Raw genomic sequence first — 15828 nt, 5'->3', positions numbered from 1 at the left:
AAAGGAAGGAGGGAATGTAGCATGGACTTGATAAAGGCTGTGGAAAGCGAGCAGCTTAAGAAAGACATTACGCCTTTTAATGTAGGTGACACTGTAAGAGTGTACTACAAGGTCATAGAAGGAGATAGGGAGAGAATTCAGCCTTTTGAAGGGATAGTCATAAAGAGAAGCGGAAGTGGTCTCAGGGAAACTTTCACTGTGAGAAGAGTTTCCTATGGCGTAGGCGTAGAGAGAACTTTTCCTCTTCACTCTCCAAGGCTTGAAAAAATAGAAGTGATAAGGAGAGGAAAAGTTAGGAGAGCAAAGCTTTATTACCTGAGGAAGAGAGTAGGAAAAGCTGCAACAAAGATAAAAGAATTGATGGAGTAAAAAGGGGGTTTTACCCCTTTTTTGACTATAGCGGAGGAATTAAGAGATGATACAGTGGTATCCAGGTCACATGGCAAAAGCCAAAAAGGAGATTATCTCCAACTTAAAATTGGTGGATGTGGTATATGAGATTGTCGATGCTAGAATTCCTAGAAGCAGCAGAAACCCTGATTTTGATGAAATAACCAAGAGAAAAAAGAAGATAATGCTTCTTAACAAAGAAGATTTGGCGGATGAAAGGATAACAGACCTTTGGATAAAGCACTTTAAAGAAAAAGGCATAGAAGCTGTAAAAGTAAATGCTATAACGGGAAAGGGTTTTAAGGAATTAGAAGAAAAGACTAAAGAAGTTTGCAAAGATATTCTAGAGGCAAAGGTCAAAAAAGGCCTTACTCCCCGCTTAAGGGGTATGATTTTGGGAATACCAAATGTAGGCAAATCTACTTTTATTAATACGCTGATAGGGAGAAAAAAAGCAAAAACTGGCGATAAACCTGGAGTTACTAAAAGCCTTCACTGGATAAGGACGCCCTACCTTGACCTTTTAGATACTCCAGGGGTGCTGTGGCCAAAATTTGAAGATAAAACTACCGGATTCATGCTTGCAATAACAGGGGCCATAAAGGATGAGATACTAGAGATGGAAGAAGTAGCTCTTTTTCTTGTTTCTATTTTAAAAAATCGCTATCCTGACTATTTGATAAATCGCTATAAACTTGATAAAATATGGGAAGAAGAAATAAAAATCATAGAAGATATAGGTAAAAAAAGGGGTTGCTTAGTATCAGGAGGAGAAGTAGACTTTGTAAAAGCTTCAACTGTATTGCTAGAAGATTTTAGAAAGGGGAACTTGGGGAGAATTTCGCTTGAAGAACCTTAAGGGGGAAATATTGTCATGCTCTCTAAAGTAAAAACCATGGCCATTTTAGGAATAGACGCATATGTAGTAGATGTAGAAATAGATTTAGGGACAGGGATACCTTCTTTTGACATAGTGGGATTAGGGGATACAGAGGTAAAGGAGGCAAGAGATAGGGTAAGGGCAGCTATAAAAAACAGCGGATTTGACTTTCCTTTAAAGAAGATAACGGTAAATCTCGCCCCTGCCGACATTAAAAAAGAGGGCACCGCTTTTGATTTGCCTCTAGCAGTAGGGATTCTGAAAGGAACTGAGGTAGTGAAAAATGACCTAGAGAACATTGCTTTTATTGGAGAGCTTTCTTTAGACGGTAGCTTAAGGGGAGTAAATGGCGTTCTTCCAATGGTGATGGGGGCAAAAGAAAGTGGAATCTTATCTGTAGTAGTGCCTTATGAAAATGCCCAAGAGGCCTCTGTAGTTAAAGGAATAAATGTGTATGCAATGAAGAGTTTAAAGGAAGTAGTAGAGTTTTTAAATGAGGAAAAGACCTTTAATCCTTTTTCTTTAGATATAGAAAATTTCTTTAAAAGCCCGGACTATGGGGTAGACTTTTCAGAAGTTAAAGGACAAGAAAACGCAAAAAGAGTTTTAGAAATAGCTGCGGCGGGTTCCCATAACGTGCTCATGATAGGACCGCCAGGTTCTGGCAAGACAATGTTGGCAAGGCGTTTTCCCACCATTCTTCCTCCTTTGTCCTTTGAAGAAGCATTAGAAGTAACAAAGATATACAGCATCGCAGGGCTTTTGCCCAAAGGGACGCCTCTTATGACAGCAAGGCCTTTTAGGTCTCCTCATCACACTGTTTCTACAGTTGCCTTGGTAGGTGGTGGTAAATATCCAAAGCCTGGAGAAGTATCTTTAGCTCACCACGGAGTTTTGTTTTTGGACGAGATTCCTGAGTTTAAAAAAGATGCCATTGAAGTTTTAAGGCAACCTTTAGAGGACGAGTTTGTAACTATCACTAGGGTCAACGGAAGCTTTACATATCCCAGCAAGTTCATATTGATCCTCGCGATGAATCCTTGTCCTTGTGGTTATTACGGTGATGATACTCATGAATGTCACTGCAGTGTAAATGAGATAAGGCGATATCAGAACAAGATTTCTGGCCCTTTGCTGGACAGAATAGATTTGCACGTGGAGGTAAGACCTCTTAAAAAAGGGCACTATTTTGAAGAGGGTGAAGAGACAGAAACTTCTGCCACTATTAGGGAAAGGGTTGAAAAAGCGAGGAAAATTCAGCTTGAGAGGTACAAGAATATAGGCATATTTTCAAATTCCCAGTTAAAAGGAAATTTGCTTAAAAAATACTGCAGACTTGACACTAGAACAAAAAAATTTTTAGAAGAGGCCTTTGACAAACTTTCTTTAAGTGCCAGAGGGTATAACAAAGTTTTAAAAGTGGCTCGCACAATCGCAGATTTGGAAGGGGAAGAAAATATTAAGTTAGAACACGTGGCAGAGGCACTGCAGTACAGAATTGCTGACAGTAAATACTGGTATAAATGAGAAGGTGTGATGCTGTGAATGTAAAGGACATATTCAATAAAGAGGGCATTAAGAATATTTTTTTCATATTGGTCGGGACTTTTATATCCTCTATAGGGATCAACATGTTCCTCGTACACGCTAGGCTTCTAAGCGGTGGAGTTTCAGGTATAGCTCTCATAATACAGTATTTCACAAAATTTCCAGCGGGGTACACTATATTTTTACTTAATATTCCTCTTTTAATATTAAGCTACAAAAAAGTTAATTTGCGCTTTACAATTTTTACTATTATAGGCACTGCTGCTCTGTCTTTCTTTCTAGTCCTCACTTATTCCGTGAGAAATGTTTTGCTCATAAACGATCCTTTGCTTCTAAGCCTTTATGGCGGCGTATTGAATGGGCTTGGAATGGGAATAGTATTTAGCAACCACGGTTCTACAGGAGGACTGGATATAATTTCAGTTATTGTCAAGAAAAAATATGATAATTTTGAGATTGGCCGCATATCCTTTACAGTCAATTTCATAATTGTAGCTTTAGGAGCTATATTTTTCGGACTTACAAGTGCTCTTTATACGCTTGTTTCTATGTACATCACCTCTTATATGGTAGATAAAACTATAAAAGGATTTAATAGGCAGAAGATGGTCTTAATTGTAACTGACAAAGTAGAGGAAGTGAGTAAAGAGATAATGGACACTCTCCACAGAGGAGTTACGCTGCTTCACGGAGAAGGTGCCTATACTGGAGTTAGCAAAAAAGTCCTTTACTCAATTGTATCTTTGACTCAGCTTCCTCAGCTGAAGCTCATCGTGCATCAGATAGACCCCAATGCTTTTCTTTCCATACTTGATGTGTCAGAGGTTCACGGAAAGGGTTTCGTCAGAGAACTTTTTTAAATTCTTCGCAAAGGAGGCGTTTGAGATTGAAAAGAGTATTTTCTGGAGTACAGCCGTCAGGGGATATTCACATAGGAAATTACTTAGGTGCAATGAGACAGTTCGTTGCCCTGCAGGATGACTACGATTGTTTCTTTTGTGTCGTGGATTTACACGCTCTTACAGTCCCTCAGGACCCGGTGGAACTTAAGAAAAATACCATTGAACTGGCAGCTTTATATATGGCAATAGGGCTTGACCCCAAAAAAGTCACTCTTTTTGTACAATCCCACGTTTCAGCTCATGCAGAACTGGCATGGCTGCTTCAATGCATCACTTATTTTGGAGAGCTTAGCAGAATGACTCAGTTTAAAGAAAAGAGTAAGGGCAAAGAGTCGGTTTCTGTAGGACTTTTTACATACCCTGACTTGATGGCGGCCGACATACTTTTGTATAAGACCCATTATGTGCCTGTGGGAGAAGACCAAAAGCAGCATCTGGAGCTTACAAGAGATGTGGCACAGAGGTTTAACAACAGGTTTGGGGAAACCTTTGTCATTCCAGAGCCCATGATCTTAAAGTTTGGCGCTAGAATTATGAGTTTGACAAACCCGACTAAAAAGATGAGCAAGAGCGACGCTGACCCCAATAACAGGGTAAATCTTTTGGATGACCCAGACACAATTTACAGGAAAATAATGAAAGCTGTGACAGATTCCGAAAGTGAAATAAGGCTTGATTGGGAGAAAAAACCGGGGATTAGCAACCTCCTCACAATATACAGCCTTTTCACTGGCATGGAAGTAGATGAAGTTGTGAATAAGTTTAAAGGGCAGGGTTACGGTACTTTGAAGAAGGAGCTAGCGGAGGTTGTCATTGATAAGCTTTCGGTTATACAGAAAAATTACAGGGATATAAGCGAAGAAGAAGTTTTAAGGGTATTAAAAGAAGGGGCTGAAAGGGCAGAAGCTGTAGCAGTTGAGACCTTGAAAGAAGTAAAGGAAAAGATGGGGCTTATACTAAGAGATTAAAAGGCATTTAAAATGTGATTTACTTTTTCTAAAGTCAATTTTTCGGGATTGAGGTACACTTCAATTATGTCAAATCGCGGTTGGTATTGTTTGAAGTTTGAGCTAGCTATGTAAACTTGAGCTATTTTTACAATTTTCTGCTGCTTGTGAAAGTCTACGGCTTCGCTGGGGAGTCCAAAATTCACAGAAGTTCGCGTTTTTACTTCTACAAAGACTATTTGGTTTTTGTAAAGGGCTATTAAGTCTATTTCTCCAATTTTGCACTTGAAGTTTTTTTCTAAAATTTTATACCCCTTTTTAGAGAGATACTGGGCAGCTATTTTTTCACCTACGCTGCCTACTGTTTTTTTGTTCACTTTTTTCATCCTTTCAGAATTTTTTCTACATAAGTCCGCCTGTGAATAGGACATGGTCCGTACTTTTTTAAAGCTTCGATGTGTTCCTTTGTGCCATATCCTTTGTTTTTTGCAAAGTTGTATTGAGGGTAAAGTTTGTGGTATTCCCTCATAATCCTGTCCCTTTCTACTTTTGCAAGAATTGAAGCAGCGGCAATTGATATGCTTTTTGAATCGCCTTTTACTATGGGAAGCTGCTTTATAGGCATGTCGGGGATTGAGATGGCGTCCACCAGAAGGTATTCTATTTTTTCTTTTACTTCAAAGATAGCCTTCTTCATCGCTTTCAATGTTGCATTTAGTATGTTTATCTCATCAATTTCTCTGCAGTCTACTATACCTATTCCATAGGAAATCGCTTCTTTTTTTATCACTTCTGCCAATTTTTCTCTTTTTTCCTCAGGAAGTTTTTTTGAGTCGTTTATCTCCGGTATAAATATCTCTTTGGGGAGTATTACGCAAGCAGCTACTACAGGACCCACTAGTGGTCCTCTTCCTGCTTCATCAACTCCTGCTATAAAATTTAGCCCTTCTTCGTAAAGCTTCTTTTCATAAAATTTCATTTCTTCTATTCTCTTTATTTCCCTTTCAAGCCATGCTTTTGCTGAAGAAGTGAGATTTGAAAAGTCCAAATCTTGAAGAGAACCATGATAAAGGTGTTCTTTTAACTGGCGCAAATTAAGCTTTTTCACGGCTTCCTCACCTTTTTAATATTTTGTTCTCCTTTATTTTATCACAGTTTTTGTATTATAATAAAGGTAAATTGAAGAAAGAATTTACAAAAGGTGATACAAGTGAACAGAGAAAAAGTTTTTAAGATATGGCTTAGTAGTGTAGTGGGGATAGGATACAAGTCCTATTTTCAATTGATGGAGTTTTTTAAAAAGGCCGAGGAAATCTACAGGGCAAAAGAAATTGATATATTTAAGGCAACAGGAAAGAAAAATCTAACGGAGAAAATAGTGGAGGCACAAAAATTAAACCCGTTTGAATATGTAGAAAGGTTGCAAAAATTAAAAGTAAGTGTATATACATTAGAAGAGGAGGAGTATCCTTCTATTCTTAGGGAAATTCACAACCCTCCTGTTGTCCTTTATTTGAAAGGCAGGTTAAATTTAAAAGACAAATTTTCAATTGCCATGGTAGGATCAAGAAAAGCTACGTACTATGGAAAGCAAATGGCTCAAAAACTCTCTTACGACCTTTCAGAAAGAGGTATAACGGTTGTGAGCGGACTGGCAAGGGGTATAGATACATATTCCCATTTAGGTGCTTTAAAAGGAAGGGGGAGCACTATAGCCGTTTTAGGATGTGGAATAAATGTGGTATATCCTACAGAGAATAAAAAGTTGATGGAGCAAATTGGAGAGGAAGGACTTTTGGTGTCTGAATATCCTCTTGACTATCCGCCCCTCTCTCAGAATTTTCCGCTGAGGAACAGGATAATAAGCGGCCTTTCTCAGGGAGTAGTAGTGGTAGAGGCTGGGGCCAAAAGCGGTGCCTTGATAACTGCACAATTTGCTTTAGAACAGGGCAGGGAAGTTTTCGCGGTGCCCGGAAATGTCACAAGTGCATATAGTGCTGGAACGAATGACCTCATAAAACAAGGAGCAAAAATTGTAACACAGGTGGAGGATATTTTAGAAGAGTTTAGCTTCAGAGAAGACCTCAGAATGGCATTAACTGAAAATGAGGAACTATCTTTGACGGAGGATGAGAAGGTGGTGTACGAGTTTATTAAAGAGGCTCCTAGGGATGTGGAAGAAATTTCTTATACTTTGAACATGAAAATGTCGAAATTGAACAGCATTTTGACCTCTCTCATGCTCAAAGGTTTGATTGACAGGCTCCCTGGCAACAAATATACTAAAAAAATTTTTTGATAATTACAAAAAACTTTGATATAATTATTAGTTGTTTTGGAGGTGTACTCATGGCAAAGTCTCTAGTTATTGTGGAATCTCCTGCGAAGGCTAAAACTATTTCAAAATTTCTTGGAAAAAATTTTAAAGTTGCTGCATCTCAAGGGCATGTCAGGGATTTGCCTAAAAGCCAGCTGGGCGTTGACATTGAAAATAACTTTGCTCCCAAGTACATAACAATAAGGGGCAAAGGCGAGATAATTGAAAAATTAAAAAAAGAGGCAAAAGATGCTGAGAAAATTTTCCTCGCTACAGACCCTGATAGAGAAGGAGAGGCAATTTCATGGCACATTGCCCAGCTTTTAGATTTGGATATTGACAAACCCTGTCGCATAGAATTTCATGAAATTACAAAAAACGCAGTCCAAGCTGCTATAAAAAATCCGAGGAAAATAGACCTCAATTTAGTAAATGCTCAACAAGCGAGGAGAATCTTAGATAGGCTGGTAGGATATAAAATTAGCCCTATTCTATGGAAAAAGATAAAAAGGGGGTTAAGTGCTGGAAGAGTTCAGTCAGTTGCTGCAAGACTGGTCTGTGACAGAGAAAGGGAGATAGAGGCCTTTGTGCCTGAAGAATACTGGAATATAACTGCAGTTCTTTTTGACGAAAAAACTTCTAGCAAATTTGAGGCGAAGTTCTACGGAAGAGAAGAAGAAAAGATTGAGCTAAAAAATAGAGAAGAAGTAGATAAGATAATAAATTCTCTATCTGAAGAATATGTCGTATATAAAGTAAAGACAGGGACAAAAAAGAGAAATCCGCCGCCTCCTTTCATCACTAGCACCTTACAACAAGAGGCATCGCGCAAACTGGGCTTTACTGCAAAGAAAACCATGTTAATTGCTCAGCAGCTTTACGAAGGAATTGAAATAAAAGGGGAAGGCAGTGTAGGACTTGTCACTTATATAAGGACAGATTCTACAAGGGTAGCGAAAGAGGCAAAGGAAGAGGCATACAGGTATATCACAGAGAAGTTTGGAAAAGAGTATGCAAATCCTGATGCAGAGTATTCTTCAAAAAAGGCCAATGTGCAGGATGCCCATGAGGCTATAAGGCCTACTTCTGTGTTCAGAGAACCAGAGATTATAAAGGACTCTTTGACACCTGACCAGTACAAACTGTACAAATTGATATGGGATAGATTTATTGCAAGTCAAATGATGCCAGCAATTTATGACACAGTGGCTATGGACATTAAAAATAACGGCTATATCTTCAAAGCTTCAGGGTCAAGCGTTAAATTCTTGGGGTTTATGACTGTCTATGTGGAAGGCAGTGACTTTCAGGAAGAAGAGGAAGAAAAGACACTACCTGTATTAAAAGAAGGCACAAAAGTCAGATTGGAAGAGCTGAAGCCGACACAGCACTTTACACAGCCGCCTCCCAGATACACTGAAGCCTCTCTCATTAAAGAACTAGAAGAAAAAGGAATAGGAAGACCTAGCACTTATGCTCCAACTATCGCTACTCTTTTAGAGAGAGGATATGTAGTGAAGGACAAAAAAGTTTTAAAACCTACAGAGCTGGGGTTTATCGTCACAGATGCCTTAAAAGAATTCTTCTCAGAAATTGTAGATGTGGGATTTACTGCTGAGATGGAGGAACAGCTGGACAAGATAGAAGAAGGAAAAGTAGAATGGTATGAGGTGGTAGGAGACTTCTACAGAGATTTTTATAAGACTTTGAAGGTTGCCGAAGAACAGATGGAGAAAGTGGAACTAGAAGAGGAAGTGGAAGTAACTGATATAAAGTGTGAAGTTTGCGGAAGGCCGATGGTAGTCAGAAAGGGTAGATACGGCAAATTCTTGGCCTGTTCAGGGTTTCCAGAGTGCAAAAACACAAAACCCCTTCTTGAAAAAGTGGGTGTAAAATGCCCTAAATGTGGAGGGGAAATTGTAAAGAGAAGGAGCAAAAAAGGAAGGGTTTATTATTCATGTGAAAATGCGCCTCAGTGCGATTTTGTGCTTTGGGATAAGCCGGTCAATGAAAAGTGTCCGGTTTGTGGCAGCCTAATGGTAGAAAAAAATACGAAAAACGGCATTGTCATAAAGTGTTCTAATCCAGAGTGCGGATATCAGAAAGAGACTAATTAAATGAATTTATCAAAAATTTTGAATTAATCTTGAAGCTTTTCACAAAATGTGTTATAAATGTTTAAAGGGGTGTAATTATGTTTAAAGGCACTACTATAGTTGCGGTCAGAAGAGGAGATAGGGTGTCTGTGGCGGGAGACGGACAGGTCACTTTTGGAGACAGCACTATATTAAAACACGGAGCTAAAAAAATTAGGAGGCTTTACAACGGAGAAGTCATAGTAGGTTTTGCAGGGTCTGTAGCAGATGCCATGACCTTGTCTCAAAAATTTGAAGAGAAATTAGAACAATACGGCGGCAATTTAAAAAGGGCAGCAGTGGAGTTGGCACAGGAGTGGAGAAAAGATAAGATTTTAAGAAAACTGGAGGCGCTTTTGATTGCTGCAGATAAAAAAGATACTTTGCTGATATCTGGAACAGGGGAAGTTATAGAACCGGATGAAGATGTCATTGGAATAGGATCCGGAGGGAATTACGCTATGGCTGCTGCTTTAGCTTTAAGGTATAACACAGATTTAGATACAGAAGAAATTGCGAGAAAAGCTTTGGAAATAGCTTCAAAGATATGCGTGTATACAAATAACAATATTACAGTAGAGACACTCTAGGGGGTGAGGAATGTGAAAAATTACACGCCTAAAGAAATTGTAGCAGAACTTGACAAGTACATAGTCGGACAAAAGGAAGCAAAAAAGTCTGTGGCAGTTGCTTTGAGGAATAGATACAGAAGAAGCCTTTTGCCGGAAGATTTTAAAGAGGAAGTCACCCCCAAAAACATCTTGATGGTAGGGCCTACTGGAGTGGGTAAGACGGAAATTGCGAGGAGAATGGCTAAACTGGTAGAAGCCCCTTTTGTAAAAGTAGAAGCTACCAAATTCACTGAAGTAGGATATGTAGGAAGAGATGTGGATTCAATGGTAAGAGACCTGGTAGAAGCTGCTGTAAGAATGGTAAAAGAAGAAAAATTAAAAGCTGTGACAGAAAAGGCTAAAAAACTAGCTGAAGAAAGACTTATAGATTACCTCTTGGGGAAAAAGAAAAAGCAGCCTAAAAATCCTTTTGAAATGATTTTTAACTATCCTTCTAGTGAGAGGACTGAAGAACCGGATAATGTAGACAGCTACAAAAGGGAAGAAATAAGACAGAGGCTGAGAAGTGGCGAACTTGACAACCACATGGTGGAAATTGAAGTAACTGACACAACTCCCCCAATGCTAGAAATGTACACAAATTTAGGGGCAGAGGAGCTTAACATAACACTGCAAGACATGTTTTCTGACCTCTTGCCCAAAAGGAAAAAATTGAGGAAGGTGACAGTAGCTGAAGCGAAAAAAATATTAGAAACAGAGGAAGCGCAAAACCTCATCGATATGGATGAAGTGATAGAAGAAGCAGTAAAAAGAGCAGAAAATGATGGAATAATATTTATAGATGAAATTGATAAAATTGCCAGTACAGGGTATTCAGCAGGCCCCGATGTATCAAGAGAAGGAGTTCAAAGAGACCTTCTACCGATAATCGAAGGCTGCACTGTCATGACAAAATACGGGCCTGTGAAAACAGACCACATACTGTTCATAGCTGCTGGAGCTTTTAACGTAGCAAAGGTATCTGACTTAATACCCGAACTTCAAGGAAGATTCCCTATAAGAGTAAACTTAAAGCCTCTCACTAAAGAAGATTTTGTCAGGATATTAAAAGAACCAAAGAATGCTCTTACAAAGCAGTATCAGGAGCTTTTGAGAACAGAAGGTGTGGAAATTAAGTATACAGAAGAAGCGATCGAGACAATTGCAGAAGTAGCTTACCTGATAAATCAACAGTCTGAGGATATTGGAGCGAGAAGGCTCCACACTGTAATGGAGAAGTTATTTGAAGACCTTTCTTTCCACGCTCCCGAGTTGAGCGGTCAAGAGATAGTAATAACAGCAGATTATGTCAAAGAACAATTAAAAGACAGCTTAAACAAGTACGAAGTCAATAAATACATTTTGTAAAAAAAATAAAAAACACAGGAGGATTGAAAAATGACACTTTTAGAAAAAACGAGAAAATTAAATCGAATCTTACAAAAGACTGGCATACAACCGGTAGACTTTATGGAAATGGCTTCTATTTTAAAAGAAGTAATTGAAGCTAATGTCTATATCTTAAGTAGAAAAGGGAAAGTTCTAGGGTATAGCGCTTTAAAGGACTACGGAGATGAAATTTTTGCGAAAGACAAGGCAATTCCTGAGGAGTACAACGACAGACTTTTAAGAGTTACAGAAACGCTAGCAAATGACAAAGGAAAGCTCTTTAAAGAAGAGAAGGTCCTATCTGACTTGATAGTGACAGTTGTCCCTATAAATGGAGGAGGAGATAGACTAGGTACTTTGCTTCTTATAAGAGCCACAAAGGAATTTACTGACGACGATTTGATAATTGCAGAGTACGGAGCTACAGTGGTAGGCCTTGAGATTTTAAGAGCAAAGAATGAAGAAATTGAAGAAGAGGCACGGAAAAGGGCTGTAGTGCAGATGGCTTTAGCTACTCTCTCCTATTCAGAGCTTCAAGCTATAAAGAACATATTTGAGGAATTGAAAGGGAAAGAGGGACTTCTTGTTGCCAGCAAGATAGCTGACAAAGTAGGCATTACAAGGTCTGTAATTGTAAATGCTTTGAGAAAGTTTGAAAGCGCTGGAATAATTGAGTCCCGTTCCTTGGGTATGAAGGGGACTCATATAAGGGTTCTCAATGAAAAGCTCCTGGAAGAGCTTGAAAAAATGAAAAGAGATTGACCCCTGCTACTTAGCAGGGGTTTTTTATTTTGGAAAATAGGACTTTTTTCTTATGGAGGAAAATGTTAAGACATGGTACAATAATATTCGATAAAATTTGATATTATTTTACAACAAAGGTAACGTTACAACTTTGGAGTAATTTAGCAGGATTTTTGAGATTTTTGTCGAATTAAGTATATTGTGGTCGAAGGAGGGGAGAAAATGTGGGAGAATATAGACCTTCTGGCAAAGGGTTTATATGCAGCTATAGTGAGAAGCAATGTAATTGCAAATAATATAGCCAATGTAGATACCCCCAATTTTAAAAGGTCTGAAGTCAAATTTGAAGAAATTTTGCAGGAAGCATTAAATGGAAATAAGCTTAAAGGTTATATAACACATCCTCGTCACATTCCTATAGGTCCTCCCCCAATTGATTCAATAAAGCCAGAGATTTATCAAGTCAACACCACTTCAATGAGGTTGGACGGCAACAATGTGGATATAGATTATGAAATGTCACAGCTTGCTAAAAATCAGCTCTACTATTACGCTCTTGTTCAAAGAGTCAGCGGAGAACTCAATTCCATCATGACAGCCGTAAAAGACGGGAGGTAATGTTGAATGAATTTGTTTAGTTCGATGGATATAAGCGCAACCGGGTTGACTGCAGAGAGAGTCAGAATGGATGTGGTATCGCAAAATATTGCCAATGCCAACACTACAAGGACAGTTCAAGGCGGTCCTTACAGGAGAAAATTGGTGGTTTTTAAGGAAATTCAACCAGACAGCTTTCAGAACATTTTCGAAAAAGTAAAAGGAAAGTACACGGGTAAGGGAGTAGAAGTGGTACAGATAATAGAAGATGAACAAACTCCTTTAAGGCGAGTCTATGACCCGGGTCATCCAGATGCAGACCAGCTGGGTTATGTTTCTTACCCTAATGTAAATATTGTGGCTGAGATGGTAGATATGATTTCTGCAACTCGAGCCTATGAAGCCAATGTAACCGCTTTTAATGCTGCCAAATCTATGTTTCAAAAGTCTTTAGAAATAGGAAAATGAAGGGGTAGAGGAAAATGATAAATCAGATTACCGGTATACAGCCTGTTACTCTCACAGAGACCAATAATATTGCACCCTCAACCAGCAAGATAAACAGTTTTAGTGATTTTTTAAAAGAGGCATTGAATAAGGTAAATGACCTACAGCTTCAAGCGATAGAGGATGACAAGAAGTTAGTGACCGGAGAAATTGATGATATAAATAAAGTCATGATAGATGCTGTCAAAGCAGATATTGCACTTCAGCTTACAATTCAGATTAAGAACAAGGTGCTGGAGGCCTATCAAGAGATAATGCGGATGCCGCTTTAATGTCTTGCGATGAAATGAGGTGAATCAATGCCACAATCTATCGCTAATTTTAGAGAACAGCTTTTAAACTTTTGGAATAAGTTTGACAAGAAACAAAAGATACAGCTTACGGTTATAGCAATTTTAGTGTTTATAGGCATCAGTTTGCTTGTATACATAGCCAATAGGCCTAATTACGTGGTATTGTATTCTAATTTGAGCTTAAAAGATGCCGGAATAGTAGTAGAAAAATTAAAAAGTGAATTTAAAGTTCCATATAAATTATCGGACAATGGCACGACAATTTTAGTACCTGCTCAGTATAAAGATGAAATAAGGATGAAATTGGCAACAGAGGGCATACCTCAGGGAGGATTTAGCTTTCAAGATGCGATGAACAACTCGCTTTCCACAACAGACCAGGAAAGGAGACAGAAGTACCTGTACTTTGTACAAAATGAGATACAAAATTCGCTGAGAACCATAGAAGGTGTGCAAGATGCGATTGTAAATATTGTAGTTCCTGACCAGAACGCCTTTGTGCTTTCCAATACTACCAATCAAGCGACAGCGGCTGTCATGCTTACTTTAAAGCCTGGAGCTACTTTGACCCCTTCGCAAGTTAAGGGAATAATAGATTTCGTTTCAAAAAGTGTAGAAGGGTTAAAACCAGAAAACGTTACTGTAATTGATAGTACAGGAAAAATTTTGACCCCAGAGAGCGATTCTATTGCAGAGAATGCCAGCAATCAGTTTGCCCTTCAAAAAAAAGTGCAGGAGGACTTGCAAAATAGCCTTCAGACCCTTTTAGAGCAGGTGTTTGGACCAGGCAATGTGGTAGTGAGGGCAAATGTGAGGTTAAATTTCGATAAAAAGACAGAGGACAGAATTGAATACACTCCTGTTCAGGGAAATGACAACAAAGGAATTGTTAGAAGTGTGCAGGAATTAAAAGAAAAGGCAACAGGGACACAAAGTGGAAGCCCCCCAGGACAACCAACGAATAATCCTCCAGTTTATAATCAACAAAATAACAATACCTCCAGTTATGACAAAACGGAAACTACTATAAATTATGAGATAAACCAGATAAAGACAACTCTTGTAGAGGCACAAGGCAAAATTGAGAGCATCTCTGTGGCAGTGGTTGTAAACAAGCCTTTAAATGCCTCTATGCAGCAGCAAATTGCAGATTTAGTTGCAAATGCTGCTGGAGGGAATAATGTAAAAGTCTCAGTACAAGGGATACCTTTTAACCAGGATTTGCTTAAAGCTATGCAGGCGCAGAAGAAAGTTGCTCAAGGAATGCCCCTTTACTTGTGGGGAATTATAGCTGCCTTGGCTGTAGGAGGAGGCTTAGTCGCTTTTCTGATGATTAGAAGAAGGAAAACAAAGGGAGTCATTCCTCCTGCTGAGGAAGAAGTGCTTGCGACAGCAGAACCTGTTGAAGAGATAGTTATCACAGAAAAAGATGAAAAGAAGAAGCAAATAGAGAAGCTGATAAGAGAAAAGCCCGATATTGTAGTTCAACTTATAAGAACATGGCTTAATGAAGAGTAGGTGATAATATGGCGAGAGGACCTTTAACTGGAAGGCAGAAAAGCGCAATGCTTTTAATAGCCTTGGGTCCAGAACTTTCTGCCGAGATTTACAAGCACTTGAGAGAAGAAGAGATAGAACAGCTGACTTTAGAAATTGCCAGTATAAGGAATCTAACTCCTGAAGAAAAACAGAAAATAATTGATGAATTTTACAATATGTGCGTTGCACAGGAATACATAATAGAGGGCGGAATTGAGTACGCAAAAACTGTTTTAGAAAAAGCTTTGGGAGCTCAAGAAGCTTTTGAGATAATAAACAAACTCACCTCTTCATTAAGGGTGAGGCCCTTTGACTTCATAAGGAGGGCAGACCCTTCACAAGTGCTCAATTTTATACAAAACGAACATCCTCAGACCATCGCCATGATTCTATCTTACTTGAAGCCCCAGCAGGCAGGAGCCATCCTTTCCTCCTTGCCTGAAAAATTGCAGGCTGAAGTGGCAATGAGGATAGCTAAAATGGAAAGCACATCTCCTGAAGTGGTAAAAGAAGTAGAGAGAATTCTGGAAAGAAAGCTTTCTTCACTTGTAACTCAAGATTACACTTCTTCTGGTGGAATACAGACAATTGTAGATATACTGAACTCTGTTGACAGGAGCACCGAGAAGAACATTTTGGATACATTAGAGACAATAGATATTGAGCTTGTAGAAGAGATCAAGAAGAGAATGTTCGTATTTGAGGACATTGTCACGTTGGATTCAAGGTCTATACAGAGAGTGTTAAGAGAAGTGGACAACCACGATATCGCCCTCGCTTTAAAAGGTGCCAGCGAGGAAGTGCAGAGAGTCATTTACAGCAATATGTCGAAGCGCCTAGCAGAGATGATAAAGGAAGACATACAGTACATGGGTCCTGTAAGGTTAAAAGATGTGGAAGAAGCTCAGCAGAGAATTGTAAACATAATAAGAAAGCTGGAGGAAGCAGGCGAGATAGTAATTTCAAGAGGAGGAGGGGACGAGATTATTGTATAGGTATTATAAAGAAAAAGAGGTCAACATCTCCTCT

The 15828-nt window shown here is 38.9% G+C and carries 17 protein-coding genes; 15 read left to right on the top strand and 2 right to left on the bottom strand.

Annotated features, from left to right (window positions below; genetic code table 11):
- Positions 1–21 precede the first annotated feature (21 nt).
- The 5 genes from rplS to trpS are packed head-to-tail and all read left to right on the top strand — an operon-like array spanning position 22 to position 4688.
- Positions 22–369 (top strand): 50S ribosomal protein L19, encoded by a 348-nt coding sequence (gene rplS, locus EV203_RS03315; protein ID WP_011025724.1) that lies wholly within the window; start codon positions 22–24, stop codon positions 367–369.
- A 46-nt stretch (positions 370–415) separates the two neighbouring features.
- Positions 416–1249, top strand: coding sequence for a ribosome biogenesis GTPase YlqF (gene ylqF / locus EV203_RS03310; protein WP_011025723.1), 834 nt, complete (start codon positions 416–418; stop codon positions 1247–1249).
- A gap of 15 nt (positions 1250–1264) precedes the next feature.
- On the top strand, positions 1265–2797 hold the full coding sequence (locus EV203_RS03305) for a YifB family Mg chelatase-like AAA ATPase (protein ID WP_009611053.1): 1533 nt from the start codon (positions 1265–1267) through the stop codon (positions 2795–2797).
- Positions 2794–3678, top strand: a complete 885-nt coding sequence (locus EV203_RS03300) for a YitT family protein (protein ID WP_009611052.1) — start codon at positions 2794–2796, stop codon at positions 3676–3678. The genes EV203_RS03305 and EV203_RS03300 overlap by 4 nt, the downstream gene beginning before the upstream one ends.
- 26 nt (positions 3679–3704) lie before the next feature.
- A complete protein-coding gene (gene trpS, locus EV203_RS03295) occupies positions 3705–4688 on the top strand; it encodes a tryptophan--tRNA ligase (RefSeq protein WP_011025722.1) in 984 nt (327 codons plus the stop codon).
- On the opposite strand, the gene EV203_RS03290 is transcribed toward trpS, so the two are convergent.
- Positions 4685–5044, bottom strand: a complete 360-nt coding sequence (locus tag EV203_RS03290) for a YraN family protein (RefSeq protein WP_031314020.1) — start codon at positions 5042–5044, stop codon at positions 4685–4687. The two genes, trpS and EV203_RS03290, sit on opposite strands and share 4 nt — an antisense overlap.
- A gap of 5 nt (positions 5045–5049) precedes the next feature.
- On the bottom strand, positions 5050–5775 hold the full coding sequence (locus EV203_RS03285; protein ID WP_011025720.1) for a ribonuclease HII: 726 nt from the start codon (positions 5773–5775) through the stop codon (positions 5050–5052).
- 102 nt (positions 5776–5877) lie between these two features.
- Here EV203_RS03285 and dprA point away from each other — a divergent pair, with 102 nt between their 5' ends.
- The 10 genes from dprA (at position 5878) to fliG (ending at position 15794) form a co-directional block, all read left to right on the top strand.
- Positions 5878–6966: a DNA-processing protein DprA gene (gene dprA / locus EV203_RS03280; protein WP_009611056.1), complete on the top strand. Its 1089-nt coding sequence runs from the start codon at positions 5878–5880 to the stop codon at positions 6964–6966.
- Between the two features lie 50 nt (positions 6967–7016).
- Positions 7017–9101, top strand: coding sequence for a type I DNA topoisomerase (gene topA, locus EV203_RS03275; RefSeq protein ID WP_011025719.1), 2085 nt, complete (start codon positions 7017–7019; stop codon positions 9099–9101).
- Between the two features lie 77 nt (positions 9102–9178).
- A complete protein-coding gene (gene hslV, locus EV203_RS03270) occupies positions 9179–9709 on the top strand; it encodes an ATP-dependent protease subunit HslV (protein WP_132039156.1) in 531 nt (176 codons plus the stop codon).
- A 12-nt stretch (positions 9710–9721) separates the two neighbouring features.
- Entirely contained in the window at positions 9722–11098 is a 1377-nt protein-coding gene (gene hslU / locus EV203_RS03265; protein ID WP_132039155.1) for an ATP-dependent protease ATPase subunit HslU, read from the top strand.
- A gap of 30 nt (positions 11099–11128) precedes the next feature.
- A complete protein-coding gene (gene codY / locus EV203_RS03260; RefSeq protein ID WP_132039154.1) occupies positions 11129–11881 on the top strand; it encodes a GTP-sensing pleiotropic transcriptional regulator CodY in 753 nt (250 codons plus the stop codon).
- Between the two features lie 204 nt (positions 11882–12085).
- Positions 12086–12481: a flagellar basal body rod protein FlgB gene (gene flgB / locus EV203_RS03255; protein ID WP_132039153.1), complete on the top strand. Its 396-nt coding sequence runs from the start codon at positions 12086–12088 to the stop codon at positions 12479–12481.
- Between the two features lie 6 nt (positions 12482–12487).
- Positions 12488–12928: a flagellar basal body rod protein FlgC gene (flgC, locus tag EV203_RS03250; protein ID WP_132039152.1), complete on the top strand. Its 441-nt coding sequence runs from the start codon at positions 12488–12490 to the stop codon at positions 12926–12928.
- Between the two features lie 14 nt (positions 12929–12942).
- Complete coding sequence (gene fliE, locus EV203_RS03245; protein ID WP_011025714.1) at positions 12943–13239, top strand: flagellar hook-basal body complex protein FliE; 297 nt, start codon at positions 12943–12945, stop codon at positions 13237–13239.
- Between the two features lie 27 nt (positions 13240–13266).
- Positions 13267–14778, top strand: coding sequence for a flagellar basal-body MS-ring/collar protein FliF (gene fliF, locus EV203_RS03240; protein ID WP_132039151.1), 1512 nt, complete (start codon positions 13267–13269; stop codon positions 14776–14778).
- Between the two features lie 8 nt (positions 14779–14786).
- Positions 14787–15794, top strand: coding sequence for a flagellar motor switch protein FliG (gene fliG / locus EV203_RS03235; protein WP_132039150.1), 1008 nt, complete (start codon positions 14787–14789; stop codon positions 15792–15794).
- Positions 15795–15828 lie beyond the last annotated feature (34 nt).

Source organism: Caldanaerobacter subterraneus, assembly GCF_004345675.1.
GTDB lineage: Bacteria > Bacillota > Thermoanaerobacteria > Thermoanaerobacterales > Thermoanaerobacteraceae > Thermoanaerobacter > Thermoanaerobacter subterraneus.
Note: the sequence above shows the minus strand (reverse complement) of the source record. Positions and strands in the feature narration are given on the sequence as shown.

Coding starts and splice junctions, on each gene's coding strand:
- rplS (WP_011025724.1), top strand. CDS start 22: ATGGACTTGATAAAGGCTGTGGAAAGCGAGCAGCTTAAGAAAGACATT.
- ylqF (WP_011025723.1), top strand. CDS start 416: ATGATACAGTGGTATCCAGGTCACATGGCAAAAGCCAAAAAGGAGATT.
- EV203_RS03305 (WP_009611053.1), top strand. CDS start 1,265: ATGCTCTCTAAAGTAAAAACCATGGCCATTTTAGGAATAGACGCATAT.
- EV203_RS03300 (WP_009611052.1), top strand. CDS start 2,794: ATGAGAAGGTGTGATGCTGTGAATGTAAAGGACATATTCAATAAAGAG.
- topA (WP_011025719.1), top strand. CDS start 7,017: ATGGCAAAGTCTCTAGTTATTGTGGAATCTCCTGCGAAGGCTAAAACT.
- hslV (WP_132039156.1), top strand. CDS start 9,179: ATGTTTAAAGGCACTACTATAGTTGCGGTCAGAAGAGGAGATAGGGTG.
- codY (WP_132039154.1), top strand. CDS start 11,129: ATGACACTTTTAGAAAAAACGAGAAAATTAAATCGAATCTTACAAAAG.
- flgB (WP_132039153.1), top strand. CDS start 12,086: ATGTGGGAGAATATAGACCTTCTGGCAAAGGGTTTATATGCAGCTATA.
- flgC (WP_132039152.1), top strand. CDS start 12,488: ATGAATTTGTTTAGTTCGATGGATATAAGCGCAACCGGGTTGACTGCA.
- fliE (WP_011025714.1), top strand. CDS start 12,943: ATGATAAATCAGATTACCGGTATACAGCCTGTTACTCTCACAGAGACC.
- fliF (WP_132039151.1), top strand. CDS start 13,267: ATGCCACAATCTATCGCTAATTTTAGAGAACAGCTTTTAAACTTTTGG.
- fliG (WP_132039150.1), top strand. CDS start 14,787: ATGGCGAGAGGACCTTTAACTGGAAGGCAGAAAAGCGCAATGCTTTTA.